The organism is Variovorax sp. V118, from assembly GCF_041154445.1.
Classification (GTDB): domain Bacteria; phylum Pseudomonadota; class Gammaproteobacteria; order Burkholderiales; family Burkholderiaceae_C; genus Variovorax; species Variovorax boronicumulans.
In genome coordinates, this window is the sequence record NZ_AP028663.1 from 7196879 (window position 1) to 7214639 (window position 17761).

19 protein-coding genes, 1 pseudogene and 1 riboswitch are annotated in these 17761 nt (G+C 68.3%); of the genes and pseudogenes, 4 read left to right on the forward strand and 16 right to left on the reverse strand.

The window, feature by feature from the left end; translation table 11 throughout:
* Positions 1-82: 82 nt before the first annotated feature.
* Entirely contained in the window at positions 83-937 is an 855-nt protein-coding gene (locus tag ACAM52_RS33620; protein WP_369645715.1) for a DUF72 domain-containing protein, read from the forward strand.
* Positions 938-970: 33 nt separating this feature from the next.
* Here the strand turns inward: ACAM52_RS33620 and ACAM52_RS33625 are convergent, their stop codons facing one another.
* The gene (locus ACAM52_RS33625) at positions 971-1486 is read right to left on the reverse strand and encodes a polymer-forming cytoskeletal protein (protein WP_062473600.1); all 516 of its coding nucleotides are present in this window, start codon (positions 1484-1486) and stop codon (positions 971-973) included.
* 115 nt (positions 1487-1601) lie between these two features.
* Here ACAM52_RS33625 and ACAM52_RS33630 point away from each other — a divergent pair, with 115 nt between their 5' ends.
* Complete coding sequence (locus ACAM52_RS33630; protein WP_369645716.1) at positions 1602-2534, forward strand: ion transporter; 933 nt, start codon at positions 1602-1604, stop codon at positions 2532-2534.
* Here ACAM52_RS33630 and ACAM52_RS33635 read toward each other — a convergent pair.
* The 4 genes from ACAM52_RS33635 to ACAM52_RS33650 form a co-directional block, all read right to left on the reverse strand.
* Entirely contained in the window at positions 2479-3066 is a 588-nt protein-coding gene (locus tag ACAM52_RS33635) for a YigZ family protein (RefSeq protein ID WP_369645717.1), read from the reverse strand. The two genes, ACAM52_RS33630 and ACAM52_RS33635, sit on opposite strands and share 56 nt — an antisense overlap.
* Positions 3067-3103: 37 nt before the next feature.
* Positions 3104-3691, reverse strand: coding sequence for a methionine biosynthesis protein MetW (gene metW / locus ACAM52_RS33640; RefSeq protein ID WP_369645718.1), 588 nt, complete (start codon positions 3689-3691; stop codon positions 3104-3106).
* A complete protein-coding gene (locus ACAM52_RS33645; RefSeq protein ID WP_369645719.1) occupies positions 3688-4848 on the reverse strand; it encodes a homoserine O-acetyltransferase in 1161 nt (386 codons plus the stop codon). The genes metW and ACAM52_RS33645 overlap by 4 nt, the downstream gene beginning before the upstream one ends.
* 127 nt (positions 4849-4975) lie before the next feature.
* Positions 4976-5539 carry a TMEM165/GDT1 family protein gene (locus ACAM52_RS33650; protein WP_307638464.1) on the reverse strand — a complete coding sequence of 188 codons (564 nt, stop codon included), beginning with the start codon at positions 5537-5539 and terminating at the stop codon, positions 4976-4978.
* Between the two features lie 17 nt (positions 5540-5556).
* A riboswitch (yybP-ykoY riboswitch) is annotated at positions 5557-5735 on the reverse strand.
* 259 nt (positions 5736-5994) lie between these two features.
* Here ACAM52_RS33650 and ACAM52_RS33655 point away from each other — a divergent pair.
* A complete protein-coding gene (locus ACAM52_RS33655; RefSeq protein WP_070063360.1) occupies positions 5995-6531 on the forward strand; it encodes an RNA-binding protein in 537 nt (178 codons plus the stop codon).
* 109 nt (positions 6532-6640) lie between these two features.
* On the opposite strand, the gene ACAM52_RS33660 is transcribed toward ACAM52_RS33655, so the two are convergent.
* From ACAM52_RS33660 to ACAM52_RS33675, 4 genes are read right to left on the reverse strand one after another with little or no spacing between them, the layout of a single operon-like run.
* On the reverse strand, positions 6641-7426 hold the full coding sequence (locus ACAM52_RS33660) for an SDR family oxidoreductase (protein ID WP_369645720.1): 786 nt from the start codon (positions 7424-7426) through the stop codon (positions 6641-6643).
* Between the two features lie 43 nt (positions 7427-7469).
* Positions 7470-8120, reverse strand: a complete 651-nt coding sequence (gene lptC, locus ACAM52_RS33665) for an LPS export ABC transporter periplasmic protein LptC (protein ID WP_307582431.1) — start codon at positions 8118-8120, stop codon at positions 7470-7472.
* On the reverse strand, positions 8117-8665 hold the full coding sequence (locus ACAM52_RS33670; RefSeq protein ID WP_062473615.1) for an HAD family hydrolase: 549 nt from the start codon (positions 8663-8665) through the stop codon (positions 8117-8119). The genes lptC and ACAM52_RS33670 overlap by 4 nt, the downstream gene beginning before the upstream one ends.
* On the reverse strand, positions 8665-9666 hold the full coding sequence (locus ACAM52_RS33675) for an SIS domain-containing protein (RefSeq protein WP_062473617.1): 1002 nt from the start codon (positions 9664-9666) through the stop codon (positions 8665-8667). The genes ACAM52_RS33670 and ACAM52_RS33675 overlap by 1 nt, the downstream gene beginning before the upstream one ends.
* 86 nt (positions 9667-9752) lie before the next feature.
* On the opposite strand from ACAM52_RS33675, the pseudogene ACAM52_RS33680 reads away from it, so the two are divergent.
* Positions 9753-11737: pseudogene (locus tag ACAM52_RS33680) on the forward strand (monovalent cation:proton antiporter-2 (CPA2) family protein).
* 16 nt (positions 11738-11753) lie between these two features.
* Here the strand turns inward: ACAM52_RS33680 and ACAM52_RS33685 are convergent.
* From ACAM52_RS33685 to rpmH, 7 genes are all read right to left on the reverse strand, one after another.
* Positions 11754-12695: a zinc ribbon domain-containing protein gene (locus tag ACAM52_RS33685; protein ID WP_369645721.1), complete on the reverse strand. Its 942-nt coding sequence runs from the start codon at positions 12693-12695 to the stop codon at positions 11754-11756.
* 86 nt (positions 12696-12781) lie between these two features.
* Positions 12782-13243 carry a Crp/Fnr family transcriptional regulator gene (locus ACAM52_RS33690; RefSeq protein WP_095747374.1) on the reverse strand — a complete coding sequence of 154 codons (462 nt, stop codon included), beginning with the start codon at positions 13241-13243 and terminating at the stop codon, positions 12782-12784.
* Positions 13244-13344: 101 nt separating this feature from the next.
* The gene (gene mnmE, locus ACAM52_RS33695) at positions 13345-14757 is read right to left on the reverse strand and encodes a tRNA uridine-5-carboxymethylaminomethyl(34) synthesis GTPase MnmE (protein ID WP_369645722.1); all 1413 of its coding nucleotides are present in this window, start codon (positions 14755-14757) and stop codon (positions 13345-13347) included.
* 74 nt (positions 14758-14831) lie between these two features.
* Positions 14832-16514, reverse strand: a complete 1683-nt coding sequence (gene yidC, locus ACAM52_RS33700; protein WP_095948401.1) for a membrane protein insertase YidC — start codon at positions 16512-16514, stop codon at positions 14832-14834.
* The gene (gene yidD / locus ACAM52_RS33705) at positions 16511-16798 is read right to left on the reverse strand and encodes a membrane protein insertion efficiency factor YidD (RefSeq protein ID WP_056574909.1); all 288 of its coding nucleotides are present in this window, start codon (positions 16796-16798) and stop codon (positions 16511-16513) included. Before yidD ends, yidC begins: the two co-directional genes overlap by 4 nt.
* Positions 16795-17217, reverse strand: a complete 423-nt coding sequence (locus ACAM52_RS33710) for a ribonuclease P protein component (RefSeq protein ID WP_062480416.1) — start codon at positions 17215-17217, stop codon at positions 16795-16797. Before ACAM52_RS33710 ends, yidD begins: the two co-directional genes overlap by 4 nt.
* 101 nt (positions 17218-17318) lie before the next feature.
* Positions 17319-17453 (reverse strand): 50S ribosomal protein L34, encoded by a 135-nt coding sequence (rpmH, locus tag ACAM52_RS33715; protein ID WP_007834827.1) that lies wholly within the window; start codon positions 17451-17453, stop codon positions 17319-17321.
* Positions 17454-17761 lie beyond the last annotated feature (308 nt).

A 17761-nucleotide genomic window follows, 5' to 3' on the forward strand; every position in this document is an offset into this window, starting at 1 on the left:
TCCGCGGGGACGAAAAAACGCATTTTGCGCCTCGCGGCGAGCGCGCGTAGAGTGCGGGCGATCTCAAAACCCGGAGCGCAATGTGAGCAAGGCAACATCGACGCGGATCAAGGTGGGGATCGGCGGCTGGACCTACGAGCCCTGGCGCGACAACTTCTACCCGAAGGGCCTGGCCCACGCGAAGGAGTTGAACTACGCCAGCCGGCAGGTCAGCGCCATCGAGATCAACGGCACCTACTACAGCACCTTCAAGCCCGAGACCTTCCGCAAGTGGCGCGACGACACGCCCGACGACTTCATGTTCTCGATGAAGGCCTCGCGCTTCACCACCAACCGCAAGGTGCTGGCGACCGCGAGCGAGTCGATCCAGCGGTTCATCGACAGCGGCGTGGCCGAACTGGGCGACAAGCTCGGGCCGATCGTCTGGCAGTTCATGCCGACCAAGCAGTTCGATGCGGATGACTTCGAGGCATTCCTGGAGCTGCTGCCCAAGAAGGAAGGCAGCCGCGTGCTGCGCCACGTGATGGACGTGCGGCACGAGAGCTTCATCGTGCCCGCCTACAAGGCGCTCGCGAAGAAGCACAAGGTGTCGACCGTGTTCACCGACGCCGACAAGTTTCCATCGTTCGAGGAGCCCGAGGGCGATGTCGCCTACGCGCGGCTCATGATGGCCGACGCGTCGCTCGCGACCGGCTACGCGCCCAAGGCGCTGGACACCTGGGCCGCGCGCGCGCAAGGCTGGACCACGACGCCGAAGGCGCGCGACGTGTTCGTGTATTTCATCAACGGCGCCAAGGAAAGGGCACCGGCCGCGGCCGGTGCCTTGCTGCAGCGCCTGGGGTGGGCGCCGCCGGCCGCAGACGCAGCAATGGCCGCCACCGCGGACAAGCCGAAGCCGGCGGCCAAGAAGGCCCCACCGAAAAAGAAAGCGCCCTGATCGACGGTCGTCAGACCGGGCGCGTCAGGTGCCTCAGGCGGCGGCCTGCAGCGACGGCTTGGCGCCGAAGCTGATCTCGCCCGACAGCTGGCCGCCTTCTTCGATCACGATCTTGCCGTAGCGGATCTTGCCGGTGACCTTGCCGGTCGAGTGGATGACGAGCTTCTCGCGCACGGTGAGGTTGCCGTCGAACACGCCGCGGATCTCGGCGATGTCGATCTCGGCCGAGCCCTTGAACTCGCCCTGTTCGGCGATCTGCATCAGGCGCGAATCCATCGTCGCCTCGACCAGGCCTTCGACCACGAGCGTGTCGCAATCGGTGATCTCGACGCCCTTGAGCTTGATGTTCGGGCCGACGGTGAGCTTGCTGCCGCCTTCCTTGGCGGCAGGCGCAGCCGCCGGGGCCAGGCCGGCCTGTGCGGTCAACGAGGAGGGATTGACGGGAGTGCCCGAGAGATTGGTGCCCGAACCAACCAGCGGTGCGGGACGGGACGTCAGCGAATCGGTGTCACGATCGCGCTTGCCGAAAAAGGGGGACTGTGTGGCCAATGGGGAGCTCCTCAAGAAAGGGGACTATCGTAAGAACGCACTCACGGCATGCGGCACTTCATTGCGCAATAAGCGTAACTGAATAAGTCGCCCGGGGCCCCTGACAATGCCCCGCATGACCCGCCTGATCCGACCGAACATCGAAGCCCTGTCCACGCCCGCCGCCACCGACTCGCGGTTCGACAAGCCCGCGCGCGGCTGGCGGCGCACGCTGTTCACCGTGATCTTCGAGGCCGACACCCCCGCCGGCCTGTGGTTCGACCTGACGCTCATCGCGGTGATCGTGATGAGCGTGCTGGTCGTCATCCTGGACAGCGTGCAATCGATCCGCGACCAGTGGCGCCCACTGTTCAATGCCCTCGAATGGGTGTTCACGATTCTCTTCACGCTGGAGTACATCGCGCGGCTGTGCTGCGTGAACAAGCCGCTGCGCTACGCGCTGAGCTTCTACGGCGTGATCGACCTGCTCGCGCTGCTGCCGACCTTTCTCGTGGCCTTCGCGCCCGAGCTGGCGTACCTGATCGACGTGCGCATCCTGCGGCTGTTGCGCGTGTTCCGCATCTTCAAGCTCTCGCGCTATTCGGTGGAGTACCGCGCGCTGGTGTCGGCGGTGGCATCGAGCCGCCGCAAGATCACGGTGTTCGTGGGCTTCGTGATGCTGGTGGTGCTGGTGATGGGCACGCTGATGTACGTGGTCGAGGGCCCGACGCACGGCTTCACCAGCATTCCGGTGGCGATCTACTGGGCGATTTCCACCATGGCCACGGTCGGCTTCGGCGACCTCGTGCCCAAGACCGACCTGGGCCGCGCGATCGCCTCCGTGATGATGCTGCTGGGCTGGGGCGTGCTGGCGGTACCCACCGGCATCGTCACGGCCGAGATGACGCGGCGCGGCGTCGACGACGACCTGGCGGAGCCGATCGCACAGGCCTCGCGTGGCGTGCTCGCGCTGGCGGCGGAGCCGGCTTCAGGCAAGGCGCCGGCGAAGCGGCTCACGCCGTCGGCCAGACGACGCGCCCTTGCGCAGCATCGTCGAGGCGCGCGATGAAGGCGTCGGCCTCGGGCGCGGGCAGCGCGAAGGCCAAGCGAACGTCGTCGCCGTGCTGCACGTCTTCGAGCACCGCGCCGATGGCGGCCAACTCGCGCCGCACCAGCCCCTCGAGCGCGTAGGGCACGGCGCACTGCAGGTGGCGCTGGCGCACGAGCGGCACCAGCGTGGCGCCGAGCAGGGCCTGGGCCGCGGCGTCGGTGTAGGCGCGCACGAGGCCGCCGGCGCCGAGCTTCACGCCGCCGAAGTAGCGCACCACAGTCGCGAGCGCGCCTTCCACCTGCTGGTGGCGCAGCACCTCGAGCATGGGGCGCCCGGCCGTGCCGCCGGGCTCGCCGTCGTCATTCGCGGCCGACTGGCCGCCGGCCATCAGGGCCCAGCACACGTGCGCAGCGCCCGGGTGTTCGGCGCGCAACGAGGCGACCACCGCCAGCGCGGCCGCGCGGTCGGGCACCGGTTGCACGCAGCCGATGAAGCGGCTCTTCTTGATGAGCAGTTCGCTGTGAACCGGCTGCGCGAGCGTGAAGCTCATTCCGACCCGATGTCCGTGCGGTGCAAGGGCGGCGTGCTCAGCCGCCCCGCTCGAACTTGAAGACCGCCGTGCTGGCGCGCGCGTTGGGCAGCCAACGCACGTCGCGCCCGTTCTGCAGGCCGAAGGCGTCGAGCACGCGCAGGTTGTTCTTGCCGGCCAGCACCTCGAAGTCCTTGTAGGTGCCGACGCGGATGTTGGGCGTGTCGTACCACTGGTAGGGCAGGCGGCGCGTCACGGGCATGCGCCCGCGCGCCACGCTCAGGCGGTTGGGCCAGTGCGCAAAGTTGGGAAAGGCGACGATGCCGAAGCGGCCCACGCGCGCGGTCTCGCGCAGCATGACCTCGGCATTGCGCAGGTGCTGCAGCGTGTCGATCTGCAGCACCACGTCGAAGGTGGCGTCGTCGAACATCGCCAGGCCTTCGTCGAGGTTGAGCTGGATCACGTCGACGCCGCGGCGGATGCACTGCAGCACGTTGCCGTCGGCGATCTCCGCGCCATAGCCGGTGCAGCCGCGCTCGCGCTGCAGCAGGTCGAGCAGGGCGCCGTCGCCGCAGCCCAGGTCGAGCACGCGCGAGCCTTGCGGCACGAGCTCGGCGATCAGTCGTTGATGTGCAAGGTCGCTCATTGGAATTCCTTGGCGACGCGTTCGAAGTACGAGCGCACCACGCCCATGTAGCGCACGTCGTCGAGCAGGAAGGCGTCGTGGCCGTGCGGCGCGTCGATCTCGGCGTAGCTCACGTTGCGGCGGTTGTCGAGCAGCGCCTTCACGATCTCGCGGCTGCGCGCGGGCGAGAAGCGCCAGTCGGTCTTGAAGCTCACGAGCAGGAACTTGGCCGTGGCCTGCGCGAGCGCGGTGCTGAGCTGGCCGCCGTGGTGGCGCGCAGGGTCGAAGTAGTCGAGCGCGCGGGTGATCAGCAGGTAGGTGTTGGCGTCGAAGTACTCGCTGAACTTGTCGCCCTGGTAGCGCAGGTAGCTTTCGATCTGGAACTCGATGTCCTGCGTGGAATAGCGGTAGTCGAGCCCCGCCACCTCGCCCTCCACGGCACTGCGCAAAATGCGCCCGAACTTGGCGTTCATCACGTCGTCGCTCAGGTAGGTGATGTGGCCGATCATGCGGGCGATGCGCAGGCCGCGCTTGGGCACCACGCCGTATTCGTAGAAGTGGCCGCCGTGGAAGTCGGGGTCGGTCACGATGGCGCGGCGCGCCACCTCGTTGAAGGCGATGTTCTCGGCCGTGAGGTTGGGCGCGCTGGCCACCACCACGGCGTGCCGCACGCGGTCGGGGTACTGCAGCGTCCACGACAGCGCCTGCATGCCGCCGAGGCTGCCGCCCATCACGGCCGCGAGCGTGCGGATGCCGAGCGCATCGAGCAGCGCCGCCTGGGCGTCGACCCAGTCTTCGACCGTGACCACCGGGAAGTCGGCGCCATAGACGCGGCCGGTGGCGGGGTTCACGTGCATCGGGCCGGTCGAGCCGAAGCAGGAGCCGAGGTTGTTGACGCCGATCACGAAGAAGCGGTCGGTGTCCAGCGGCTTGCCCGGGCCCACCATGTTGTCCCACCAGCCCTCGGAGCGGGCCTGGCCCTCGTACACGCCCGCGACGTGGTGCGAGGCGTTGAGCGCGTGGCACACCAGCACCGCATTGCTGCGCTCGGCGTTGAGGGTGCCGTAGGTTTCGTAGGCGAGCGTGTAGCCGCTGATCGAGGCGCCGCTGCGCAGGGCCAGCGGGCCTGCGAACTGCATCGACTGCGGGGTGACGACCAAAGGTGACGACGACGACATGAATGAAAAAACCCGGCCTCGCCAAAAACGAGCCGGGTTCGGCAGCCGTCTTTAGCAGAATTTATAAAGCGCCCGCAAGCTGAAGCAAATCGGCGCAGGGCAAGTATAGCCCCGTGACTTTTTCCTGCTACCAGCCGACGATCATCACGACGCCCAGCACCAGGAAGATCGCCGCCGAGATGCCGTGCACGAGCTTGATCGGCACGCGCCGCACGATCTTGTCGCCCAGCCACACGACCGGCGCATTGGCCAGCATCATGCCCAGCGTGGTGCCGACGACGACCCAGGCGTAGTCCTGCATGAAGCGGGCGGCCAGCATGACGGTGGCGATCTGGGTCTTGTCGCCCATCTCGGCCAGGAAGAAGGCGATCACCGTGGTGCCGAAGACGCCGAACTTCGAGACGCCGGGGGCGTCGTCTTCATCGAGCTTGTCGGGAATCAGCATCCAGACGGCCATCGCGATGAACGAACCGCCCAGGATCCAGCGCAGCACCTCGGGGCCGAGCCAGCGCGTGATGTAGTTGCCGACCGCGCCGGCCAGCGCGTGGTTGATGACCGTGGCGACAAAGATGCCGAACACGATCGGCCAGGGTTTCCTGAAGCGCGCGGCCAGCAGAAGGGCCAGGAGTTGGGTCTTGTCGCCCATTTCGGCGAGCGCGACCACGCCCGTTGCAACGAGAAAAGCTTCCATGATGGATGTGGGGTTCCTTGGGCCGAAGGACGCAATTGACCGCACAACACCTTCGGCCATATTCCCGAAGTTGTGCGGTCAAAGGTCTCGCCAGGTGTGTTCACTGCACGCGCCATGTCCTCGTGGGGCAAGGACAAGTCTGTTGACGCGGGCCCTTCTCGTATGCGGAAGGCGGCTACTCCCCAATGACCGGCAAATTGTAGCCGCATCGTCAATTCCCCCGGCTCAAACAGGTAGGCGTGCGCTAACTTCTACTAGTTTCGAAAGGTGCTACCTCAAGACGCAAATTCCTGCTTGCTTTTTTGATATTTCACCCATAATGCACGAGCATCCCTCTTGATTTTGGGCGGGAGCAATTCGGTGATCGGTCAGTTTCGCGCGGCTCGGCGGCTCTCGTTTGAGTGATGCTTTCGGGACTCCATCGCTTTTCTTGATGTGTTTATAGGAGTCCCTTGATGGGCAACAAACTCTACGTCGGCAACCTGCCTTACTCGGTGCGCGACGGTGATCTCGAGCAGGCCTTCGGCCAGTTCGGCGCAGTGACCAGCGCCAAGGTCATGATGGAGCGCGACACGGGTCGCTCGAAGGGCTTCGGCTTCGTCGAGATGGGCAGTGACGCGGAAGCACAGGCCGCCATCAACGGCATGAACGGCCAACCCCTGGGCGGCCGCAGCGTGGTCGTCAACGAAGCACGTCCCATGGAAGCACGTCCCCCCCGCAGCGGTGGCGGCGGCTACGGCGGCGGCGGTGGTGGTTATGGCGGCGGTGGTGGCGGTGGCTACGGCGGCGGCGGTGGTGGCGGCTACGGTGGTGGCGGCGGTGGCCGTTCCGGCGGTGGCGGCGGCTACGGCGGCGGTGGTGGTCGTTCGGGTGGCGGCGGCGGTGGTGGCGATGGCGGCTTCCGCAGCCCCTACGGCGCAGGTCCCCGTGGCGGCGGCGGTGGTCGCAGCGGCGGTGGCGGCTACGGCGGCGGCGGCAACGGTGGGTACTGAACCCCGTTCACTCCTTCGCATGCCTCACGGCACACAAACACAAAAGGCTCCCTCGGGAGCCTTTTTCTTTGCCTGCGCGCTGTGCCCGCTGTTCAATCGGCAATGAAGCTCAGGCTTCGCCGCTGCGCTTCTTGCGCTCCCGGCCCTGCACCGCGCGGTCGAGCACGGCATTGGGCAGCAGGCGCATGACCTTGGCGACCACGCCCATCTGCCACGGAATCACGCGGTAGCTCGTGCCGGCCTCGATGGCGCGCAGCGCCTGCGCAGCAAAGTCCTTGGGCTGCATGAGAAAGGGCATGCCGTAGCGGTTGCCCTGCGTCAGCGGCGTGTCGATGTAGCCCGGGCAGAGCGTGACGACCTTCACCCCGCTGTTGTGCAGTTCCCCGCGCAGGCTTTCGCAGTACGCGACCACGCCGGCCTTGCTCGCGCAGTAGGCGCCGTGCCCCGGCAGCCCGCGGATGGCGGCGACGCTGCCGATGCCCACGAGCCGCCCGCTGCCGCGCTGCACCATGGCCTGCACGAACGGATGGAAGGTGGCGGCCAGCCCCACGTTGTTGACGGCGAAGGTGCGCGCCAGCACGTCGAGGTCCGAACGCTCGGCCGTGTCGATGCCGATGCTGATGCCGGCATTGGCGATCACCACGTCGGGCACGCCCTGGCGCGCGATGCAGTCGGTGCCGGCGGCCACGATGCTGTCGGTGTCGGCCACGTCGGCGCCGTAGACCTGGTAGCGGCCCGCGTCCAGCTGGCGGCCCGTCGCCCAGGTTTCGATCTCGCCCGTGCGCCGCGCGACCAGCGCCAACCGGTAGCCCGCGTCGTAGAAGCGCGCGGCCAAGGCCTGGCCGATGCCGCTGGAGGCGCCGGTGATGAAGACGAGCGGTGCGGCGGTGGTCATGCGTGGATCGTCTCCCGGGAACTTGTTCTTGTGTGGCAGCCGCTCAGCGCGGCTTGCCTGCGGCGGCCGACGGCACCAGCACGCCGCGCACGCGGCCCGTGAGGTTGGCCACGCCGCTCAGGTTGTCGTAGTCGAGCGTATCGCCCGTGAACTGGTCGCTGCCGCGGATGAGCGTGACCGGCTTGTTCGACTGCACCTTCTCGGTGTCGAGGAACGCATGCAGGAACTCGCCGCGAAACTCGAGGCGCGGCGTGGCCTTGCCGCTCGCGCTCAGCGCGGGTTCGCGGATCACGATCGCGTTGCCGAACAGCTGGATCTCGCTGCCGTCGGAATTCGACAGGCCCCGGTTCGCCGACGAGCGCGTGACCAGCCCCTCGGGCGACACCGAGCGCATGCGCACCTGGTCGACCTCGATGGTGTCGGTGTCCGGGTAGTGCCGCCCCTCGGTGCCGTGCAGCTCGCTGCGCAGGTCGCCGTTGGGCAGGAAGTTCTTGATGACGAAGTCCCGCATGAAGTAGTCGGGCTCGTGCGTGGGCGCCGCCTTGACGGTGGGCTCCAGCAGCTTGGGCGCATTGCGCACCAGCCAGTAGGTGCCCAGCGCCACGCCCGCCATCAGGATGATCGGCAGGTAGATGGTGGTGCGGTCGAGCACATCGCGCGTCAGGTTCCAGGCGCGTCGCAGCTGCGGGCTCATGGTCGGGGGCCCAGGGCAGCGTCGAGCAGCGGGCGGTACTGGCCGCAGGCCGTCAACAGCAGGTCGCAGAATTCGCGCGCCGCGCCTTCGCCGCCGCGTGCGGTGGTGACATAGCGCGCCACGGCACGCACTTCGGCGTGCGCGTTGGCCGGCGCTGCTGCGAAGCCGACGCGGGTCAGCACCGGCAGGTCGGGCCAGTCGTCGCCGATGGCGGCGGCCTGCGCCCAGGTGAAGCCGAGCTGCTTCAGCATGGCCTCGGCGGCGGGCAGCTTGTCCTCGGTGCCGTAGCGCACGTGCTCGATGCCCAGCGCCTCGAGCCGCACGCGCAGCGGCTTGGAGTCGCGCCCGGTGATCACGGCCGGCGTGATGCCGGCCTTGCGCAGCAGCTTGAGGCCGTAGCCGTCGAGGATGCTGAAGCGCTTGAGCGTCTCGCCGTGCTCGGTGAAGTACACGCCGCCGTCGGTCAGCACGCCGTCGATGTCGAAGAAGACGATGCGCACGTCTTGCGCGGCCAGCAGGGTCTCGGCCTGGAAATCAAGCGGCATCAGATGACCTTCGCGCGCATCAGGTCGTTGGTGTTCACCGCGCCGACGATCACCCCCGCGCCGTCGATCACGAACAGGCGGGTGATGCCGCATTGCTCCATGAGTTCGGCCGCCTCCACCGCCAGCGCGTCGACGCGGATGGTGCGCGGGTCGCGGTGCATGATGTCGGCTGCCTTGGGCGTGCGCAGGTCGGCGCCGGCCTCGATCAGGCGGCGCAGGTCGCCGTCGGTGAAGATGCCCAGCGCCCGACCGTCGGGCTCGACCACGGCAGCAGCGCCGAAGCCCTTGATGCTCATCGCGCGCATCAGCTCGCTGACGGTGGCCGTCGGCGGCACGCACGGCACTTCGTCGCCCGAGCGCATGACGTCGCTCACGTGGGTGAGCAGCTTGCGGCCCAGCGCGCCACCGGGGTGCGAGCGGGCGAAATCTTCGGAGCCGAAGCCGCGCGCGTCGAGCAGGGCCACGGCCAGCGCGTCGCCCATGGCGATCTGCGCGGTGGTGCTCGCGGTGGGCGCGAGGTTCAGCGGGCAGGCTTCCTTGGCGACGCCGGCGTCGATCACGATGTCGGCATGGCGCGCCAGCGTGGAATCGGGGCGGCCGGTCATGGCGATCAGGGGCACGCCCTGGCGCTTGACCACCGGCAGCAGCACGGTGAGCTCGTCGACCTCGCCGCTGTTGGAGATGGCCAGCACGAGGTCGACCGCCTTGATCATGCCGAGGTCGCCGTGGCTGGCCTCGGCCGGGTGCACGAACATCGCGGGCGTGCCCGTGGAGGCGAGGGTGGCGGCGATCTTGCGGCCGACGTGGCCGCTCTTGCCCATGCCCATCACGACCACACGGCCGCGCACTTCGAGGATCTTGCGCACGGCCTCGACGAAACTCGGGCCGACGCGGGCCTTCAGGCCGAGGACGGCTTCGGCTTCGATGTCGAATGTGACGCGTGCCCGGGCCAGGATGGCGTCGGGGTCGACCACGTGGGTCGGGGCGGGGCGGGAGCTCATCGCCGGATTTTACGAGGCGGGCGCGGTCGGGGATCACATGGCCCGGGGAAGCCCGGGGCACGGACATTGCTCTAGCATCGGCGCCTATGTCTTCGTTCGATCTCACGCTGTTGTATCTGTTGGCCGCGGTGATCGGCGTGGTGGCCTGCCGGTCGCTCAAGCTGCCGCCGATGCTCGGCTACCTGACGGCCGGCGTGCTCATCGGCCCGCATGCGCTGGCCCTGGCGCAGAACTCCGAAGGCATCCGCCACCTGGGCGAATTCGGCGTGGTGTTCCTGATGTTCGTGATCGGGCTCGAGTTCAGCCTGCCCAAGCTGCGCGCCATGCGCAAGCACGTGTTCGGGCTGGGCATGGCGCAGGTGCTGCTGACCATGGCGCTGGCCACCGCCGGCGCACTGCTGATCGCCACGCAGCTGCCGCCGGCCTGGCAGCTGGGGTGGCAGACCACGCTGGCGCTGTCGAGCGCGCTCACCATGAGCAGCACCGCCATCGTGGTCAAGCTGATGGCCGAGCGGCTCGAACTGGAGAGCGAGCACGGCAAGCGCGTGATGGGCGTGCTGCTCTTTCAAGATTTGGCCGTGGTGCCGCTGCTGGTGCTGATTCCCGCGCTGGGCGCGCCGCCCGAGGCGCTGGCCAAGGCGCTGGGCTTCGCGCTGGTGAAGGCCACCTTCCTCATCGGCGTGCTGCTGTACGGCGGGCCGCGCATCATGCGCTGGTGGCTCACGCTGGTGGCGCGTCGGCGCAGCGAGGAGCTGTTCATCCTGAACGTGCTGCTGATCACGCTGGGCCTGGCCTGGCTCACCGAGCTGGCCGGCCTGAGCCTGGCGCTGGGCGCCTTCATCGCCGGCATGCTGGTGTCGGAAACCGAATACAAGCACCAGGTCGAGACCGACATCCGCCCCTTCCACGACGTGCTGCTGGGGCTGTTTTTCATCACCGTCGGCATGTCGCTCGACTGGCACATCGTGGTCGACCGCTGGCTGCTGGTGGCGGTACTGCTGCTGGTGCCACTGCTGTTCAAGCTGGGGCTGGTGACGGTGCTGGCGCGGGTGCTGGGCGCGACCTCGGGCGTGTCGCTGCGCACCGGCCTGTACCTGGCGCAGGCCGGCGAGTTCGGCTTCGTGCTGCTGGCGCTCGCGCAGGACCGCAACCTGCTGCCGCCGTGGCTGGCCACCCGGTGCTGGCGTCGATGGTGCTGTCGATGCTGGCCACGCCGTTCATCGTCATGTACAGCAACGCCATCGTGCGAAAGCTGGTGGCCAGCGACTGGCTGCAGCAGTCGCTGCAGATGACGACCATCGCGCGCAAGACCATCAACACCGCGCAGCACGTGATCATCTGCGGCTACGGGCGCTGCGGCCAGAACCTGGCGCGCATCCTGGAGCGCGAAGGCATTCCCTACATGGCGCTCGACCTGGACCCCGACCGCGTGCGCCAGGCCGCCGCGGCCGGCGATTCGGTGGTGTTCGGCGACGCGGCGCGGCTGCAGGCGCTGATGGCCGCGGGCCTGGCGCGCGCCAGCGCGGTGGTCGTCACCTACCTCGACGTGGGCGGCGCGATGAAGGTGCTGGCCAACACCCGCGCCCACGCGCCGCACGTGCCGGTGATCGTGCGCACCCAGGACGACCACGACCTCGAGAAGCTGCAGGCCGCCGGCGCGACCGAGGTGGTGCCCGAGGCCATCGAAGGGTCGCTGATGCTCGCCAGCCATGCGCTGGCGCTGGTCGGCGTGCCGATGCGGCGCGTGATCCGCGTGGTGCAGGACCAGCGCGACGCGCGCTACAACCTGCTGCGCGGCTACTTCCACGGCGCCGACGACGACAACGCCGACGAGATCGACCACGAGCGCCTGAACAGCTTCACGCTCACGCCGGGCGCACGCGCCATCGGCCAGACGCTCGGACGGATTGCGCTGCCGACGCTGGGTGTGCGGGTGGCCAGCCTGCGCCGCCAGGACGGCCAGGCGCGCGTGCCGGCCGACGACACGCTGCTGTCGGACGGGGACACCCTGGTGCTGTCGGGCAAGCCCGCCGCGCTGGCGATTGCCATCGAGCGGCTGCAAAAGGGCTGAGGCTGCCGGCGCGGGCTCAGTTCAAGAGCGACGGGTTGCGCTTTTCTTCTTCGATGCGCTGCTGACGGCGCACCGCCTCGCACTGCGCGTGCGACCTGTACTCGGGCTTCACGCACTGGGCCGCCATGCATTGCGCCTTGGCGATGAAGTTGCGGTCGCCGCATTGGGCCTGCGGGTCGGCCGGCGGGGCCGGAGACGCGGGCGCAGGGACCGGTGCAGCCGCCACAGGCGCTGCGGCGGCAGGGGCCTGCGGCGTCGGTGGGGGAGGTGTCACAGGCTTGCGCAGCTTCGCGACGGGCGTCGGCTTGGGAGCGGCTTCCGCCGGCTCGGCGACCGCTTCCGTGGGTGGCGCTTCGGCCACGGGCGGCGCGGGCTCGGTCGCGACGGGCGGTGCTTCGACCACCGGCGGCGTCGCGGCGGGCGCCGGCGCGGCGACAGGAGGCGGTGCCACGACCGGCTCGGGCGCCTTGCTGCCGGTCCCGTAGCCCAGCCAGCCCGCGACCACCAGCAGCAGCGCGACCACGAGCAGCCCCAGCCACAACCCGATGCCGCGCGGGCGCAGCACCGGTTCGGGCGGCTTGATGCGCTTGACCTTGATCCGCGTCTTTGGCCGATCGGCTCGGGGGGACGGAGGCAAGGACGATGCGGCACCCCCGCGCCCCGGCGCGACGATCACGGTCTTTTCATCCGCTGGCGGCGGCGGTGGGGGTGGCGGCTCGGGCCTCCAGCCACTGGACGCCTGCGACGACGCGCGCTTCGACTCGGCAGGATCGAACAGCGGCGCGGGAATGGTCGGCGCACGCAACTGGGCCGGTGCGGTGGTGGCCCATTCGCGGTCGGCAGGGCTGGGCGCCGGGGGTGGCACGCGGTCGGCGGCCGACAGCCGGCCACCGCAGCTTCTGCAGAAATTGGCACCGTCGCGGTTGTCCGCGTCACAGACCGGGCAGATCAAGGCCATGGCTCACCAGCAATTCTCGGGATCGGAAACGAAGACTTGTTCTTGTTGTTGTGCGGCGGCTGGCAGCGCGCGGCGAGCCGAAAGGCTCAGGTGACGGCCACCCGCTTGGAGCGGTGCGCCATGCGCTTGGCAATCACGGCGCCGAGCGCCATCGCGATGTCCAGCGCCATGTTGGGCTGGCGGTTCGACATCTCGGAGAACCGCACGGCCGTGAGGCGCCACACGCGCCCCGCGCCGGTGACCACCACGTTGGCCGCATGCGGCTCGCGCGAGAAGAACGAGCCTTCGCCCACCACCGAGCCCGGCGACAGCACGGCCAGGCGCATCTGCTCCTTGCTGCTGACGCGATGCACGCTGATGGCGCCGCTTTCGACGAAGAACACCGAGCGGTCGTGCGTGCCCTGCGAGATCAGCACGTCGCCGATCGCGGTTTCGATGGGCTGCAGATAACCCGCGAGCGTGTCCCACTGCGCGACGCTCAAGGTCAGCGCGAACGCGTCGGCGCTCAGGTTCTCCGCGATGGCGCGGCTCAGGTTCTGGATGGACATGTTTTTCTCGACCCCCGCAAGTGATCCGAAGTATCCGCGAAGGCCCCGAGGTTCGGCTACAACTGTTTACGCTTTCACCAGCGAAGCGCACGCATGTGTCGCTATTTCCCGATACAGAAGCGCGAAAAGATGACCCCCAGCAGGTCATCCGCGCCGAACTCCCCGGTGATCTCGTTGAGCGCGTTCTGGGCCAGCCGCAGCTCCTCGGCGAGCAGGTCGAGCAGTTGCGCCTGCGCCGCCAGGTGGGCGGCGGCCAGCGCGAGGTGCGTCTCGACCCGGGCCAGCGCCTGCACATGGCGCGCGCGCGCCAGGTAAACGCCCTCGGGCACGGCCTGCCAGCCGGCCATGGCGAGCAGCTGGTCGCGCAGCGCCTCGATGCCCGCACCGGTCTTGGCCGACAGGGCGATGCCTTCGGACGGCGGCGCGGCCGACGCCGCTGCGTCCTGCTTGTTCCACACATCGAGCACCGGCACGCTCGCCGGCAGCTTGCGCTGCAGGCCGGCCAGGATCTCGGCGTCGGCGGCGGCGTAGTCGGGCTGGCCGGCGCGCGTCAGGTCGTGCAGGAACAGCACGGCGTCGGCGCTTTCGATCTGCCCCCAGGCGCGCGCCACGCCGATCTGCTCGACCTCGTCGGTGCTGTCGCGCAGGCCGGCGGTGTCGGCCACATGCAGCGGCACGCCGTGGATCTGGATGGTCTGCGAGACCACGTCGCGCGTGGTGCCCGCAATGGCGCTCACGATGGCCAGCTCGGCGCCGGCCAGCGCATTGAGCAGCGAGCTCTTGCCCGCGTTGGGCTGGCCCGCGATCACCACCTTGATGCCTTCGCGCAGCAACGCGCCTTGTTTGGCGCGCTGTTGCACGGCGGCCAGCTGCGCCTGCAGCCGTTGCAGCTGGCCGGTCGCGTCGGCTTTCTGGAGGAAGTCGATCTCTTCTTCGGGGAAGTCGAGCGTGGCCTCGACCAGCATGCGCAGGTGGATCAGCGCGTCGCGCAGCGTGTGGATCTCGCGCGAGAAGGCGCCCGACAGCGAGCGCCCGGCGCTGCGCGCAGCGGCCTCGGTGCTCGCGTCGATCAGGTCGGCGATGGCCTCGGCCTGGGCCAGGTCGATCTTGCCGTTGAGAAAGGCGCGCTGGCTGAACTCGCCCGGCTCGGCCACGCGCAGGCCGGGCAGGCGCGGGCGGCCGGTGGTCGGATCGATTTCGGTCGCGGCCTCGAGGCAGCGCGACAGCAACAGCTGCAGCACGACCGGGCCGCCGTGCGCCTGCAGTTCGAGCACGTCTTCGCCGGTGTAGGAATGCGGCGTCGGGAAATGAATCGCCAGGCCGTGGTCGACCGGCTCGCCCTGCGCATCGCGAAAGGGCAGGTAGGTGGCTTCGCGCGGCTTGAGGGCGCGGGCGCACAGCGCCTGGACCAGCGGCGCCAGCCGGGCGCCCGACACGCGAACGATGCCGACCGCCCCGCGCCCCGGGGCGGTGGCGATGGCGACGATGGGATCGGTGGTGCGGGCGAGGGTCATGACAGCGCGATTCTTTCAGCAAAAAGCAAAGGGCCGCGGATGCGGCCCTTTGCGGGTGGCGGAGGCCGGCTGGCTTATTTGCCCAGCACGCCCAGTCGCTTGTTGATGAACCACTGCTGCGCGATCGACAGCACGTTGTTCGTGATCCAGTACAGCACCAGGCCGGCCGGGAAGAAGATGAACATCACGCTGAACGCGAGCGGCATGATCCACATCAGCTTGGCCTGCATCGGATCGGGCGGCGTCGGGTTGAGCCAGGTCTGGAACAGCGAGGTGGCCGTCATCACGATCGGCAGGATGTACCAGGGATCGGGTGCCGACAGGTCGGTGATCCAGCCGATCCACGGGGCGTGGCGCATTTCGACCGACGACAGCAGCACCCAGTACAGCGCGATGAACACCGGGATCTGGATCACGATGGGGAAGCAGCCGCCCATCGGATTGACCTTCTCGGTCTTGTAGATCCGCATCATTTCCTGCTGCATCTCTTGCGGCTTGTCCTTCAGCCGCTCGCGCATTTCCATGATCTTCGGGTTGATGGCCTTCATCTTGGCCATGCTGGCGTAGGCCTTGGCGTTGAGCCAGTAGAAGGCCGCCTTCAGCAGCACCACAAGCGCCACGATCGCCCAGCCCCAGTTGCCCAGGATGCCGTGCAGTTGGGTGAGCAGCCAGTACAGCGGCTTGGAGATGATCGCGAAGATGCCGTAGTCCTTCACCAGGTCCAGGCCGGGGGCGATGGCTTCGAGCTTCTTTTCTTCTTCGGGGCCGGCGAACAGCGCGCTGTTCACGACCTGCGTGGCGCCCGGGGCGATCTTCGGCAGCGTGGCCACCATGGCGACGGTGAAGAGGTTGTCGCCCAGGTCCTTCACGCGGAACTCGCGGCGCAGCTGTTCGCTGGCCGGGTCGCCCTTGAGCAGCCAGGCCGACGCAAAGTAGTGCTGCACCATCGCGATCCAGCCGTCGTTGGCCGGCGGCGGCGGCTCGACCTTGCCCTTGGCGATGTCCTTGAAGTCGAGCTTGTGGAACTTCTTCTCGTTGGTGTACGCGGCCGGGCCGGTGAAGGTGTTGGTGCCGAACATGGTGCCAGCGGCCACGGTGCCGTGGCGCAGCAGCTGCATGTACAGCTGCGCGTCGCGCGGCTGGTCGCTCACGTTGACCACTTCGTGGCGCACGCCGATGACGTAGTCGTCACGCTTGAACACGTAGGTCTTGATGTACTTCAGGCCGCCGACCGGGGCGCTTTCGAAGCTCACTTCGAGCGTGTTCTGGCCGTCGGCCATCGTGCGCGGACCGGCCTTGGGCGTCATGGCCGTCAGGTGGTTGGGGAAGGCGTCGCCGGCGACGGGGTTCAGCAGGCCGGTCTGCGCCACGTAGCGCGTGGCGGGCGAGCCGTTTTCGAACAGCACGACGCGCTTGGTGCGGTCGGCTTCGTCGTACTTGAGCAGCTCGAGGTGGTTGACCGTGGCGCCTTCGCTGTCGATCGTCGCCTTGAACAGGTCGGAGGTCACCACGACCTGCTCGCGCGGCGCGGCCGGGGCCGCCTGCGTGGGCACGGCGCCTGCGGTGCCGCCGGCTGCGGCAGCCGCGGTCGGCACGCCGTTGTTGGCCGCGCTGCCCGTGGCCGGCGCCGTGGCGGCGGGCTTGGTCGACGGCAGGAAGGTCGGCTTGTTGCCGTTGAAGACCTGCCATTGGTCCCACAGCAGCACGAGCGAGAAACCAAAAATCACCCACAGGATCGTGCGGCGGATATCGTTCATGACGAAGACTTCTTGTCGGAGGAGAGAAGAGACGAAAACAGCGATCCTGACTTGTCAGTGCGACGCTGTGATTTCGGTGGAACCGGATCGTGGCCGCCCTGGCACCAGGGCTGGCAGCGCGCGATGCGGTGCAGAGTCAGGTAGCTGCCCTTGAGCGCGCCGTGCACTTCCAGCGCCTCGATCGAATACACCGAGCAGGTCGGCGTGAAGCGGCACGACTGCCCGAGCCAGGGGCTCAGCAGCAGGCGGTAGCCCTTCACGAGGCCGATCAGCAGGCGTTTCATGCGGAGGCGGGTGCGGGGGAGGCGGCAGCCGGTGCTGGCGGACGCCCGGCGCGCGCCAGCAATTGCTGGAGCTCGGCGCGCACGGCGGCCTTGAGCTTGTCCGAGGAGGCGCTCACGAACGCCTTGCGATCGAAACCGGCGCGCAGACGCACCACGTGCGCGGCACGCGGCAACACGACGCCGGGCGCGGCGCTCACGGCGTAGATCTGGCGCTTGATGGCGTTGCGCGTCACCGCGCGGCGTGCCCAGCGCTTGGGCACCATGGCGCCCAGCCAGACCTCATCGGACGGAAACAGCGAAGCGGCGCCCGATGGAGAAACATCGAGCGCACAGCGGTGCAATGCGAAATGGGCAGTGCGCGCCACGGTGGCACCTGCGAGGACGGCCTGGAATTGCGCGCGGGTCTTGAGCCGCTGCAAGGAAGCCGGGCCGCGGACGTCGCTGCTGGCGGGGCCAGGCGCAGAGGCTGCAGGAGCCTGCGCGGACGTGTCGGCGGCTGACAACGGCAGGTGGGGTGCCGTCAGACGGCCAGGCGCTTGCGGCCCTTGGCGCGGCGTGCGTTGATCACGGCGCGGCCGCCGCGGGTCTTCATGCGGACCAGAAAGCCGTGGGTACGGGCGCGGCGGACTTTGGATGCTTGGTAAGTGCGTTTCATGATGGTTTCCTGATTCCCTGTTTGCGCCGGTTTCCGCATGAAGGCATGCAAAAACCCGGCGAGCGCTGGGGGAGCGAGTTTCGGATGGCCCCCGAAAGACGCTGTGAAGGCTTTTCAGGGAAACCCGCAATTATCGCAAACATTGGCCGCCGGAACAATCTTCGACTGGATTTGCGGGCCTTTCCATGTGCAGCGCAGCATGTGGATAAGGTTTTGACAAGTTAGAATGCCCAGCGCCTTCCAGCAGAGAATATCCACAATACCTATACAAGAAATGCCCGAGGGTTCCATCACTTTTTCAAGCGCCC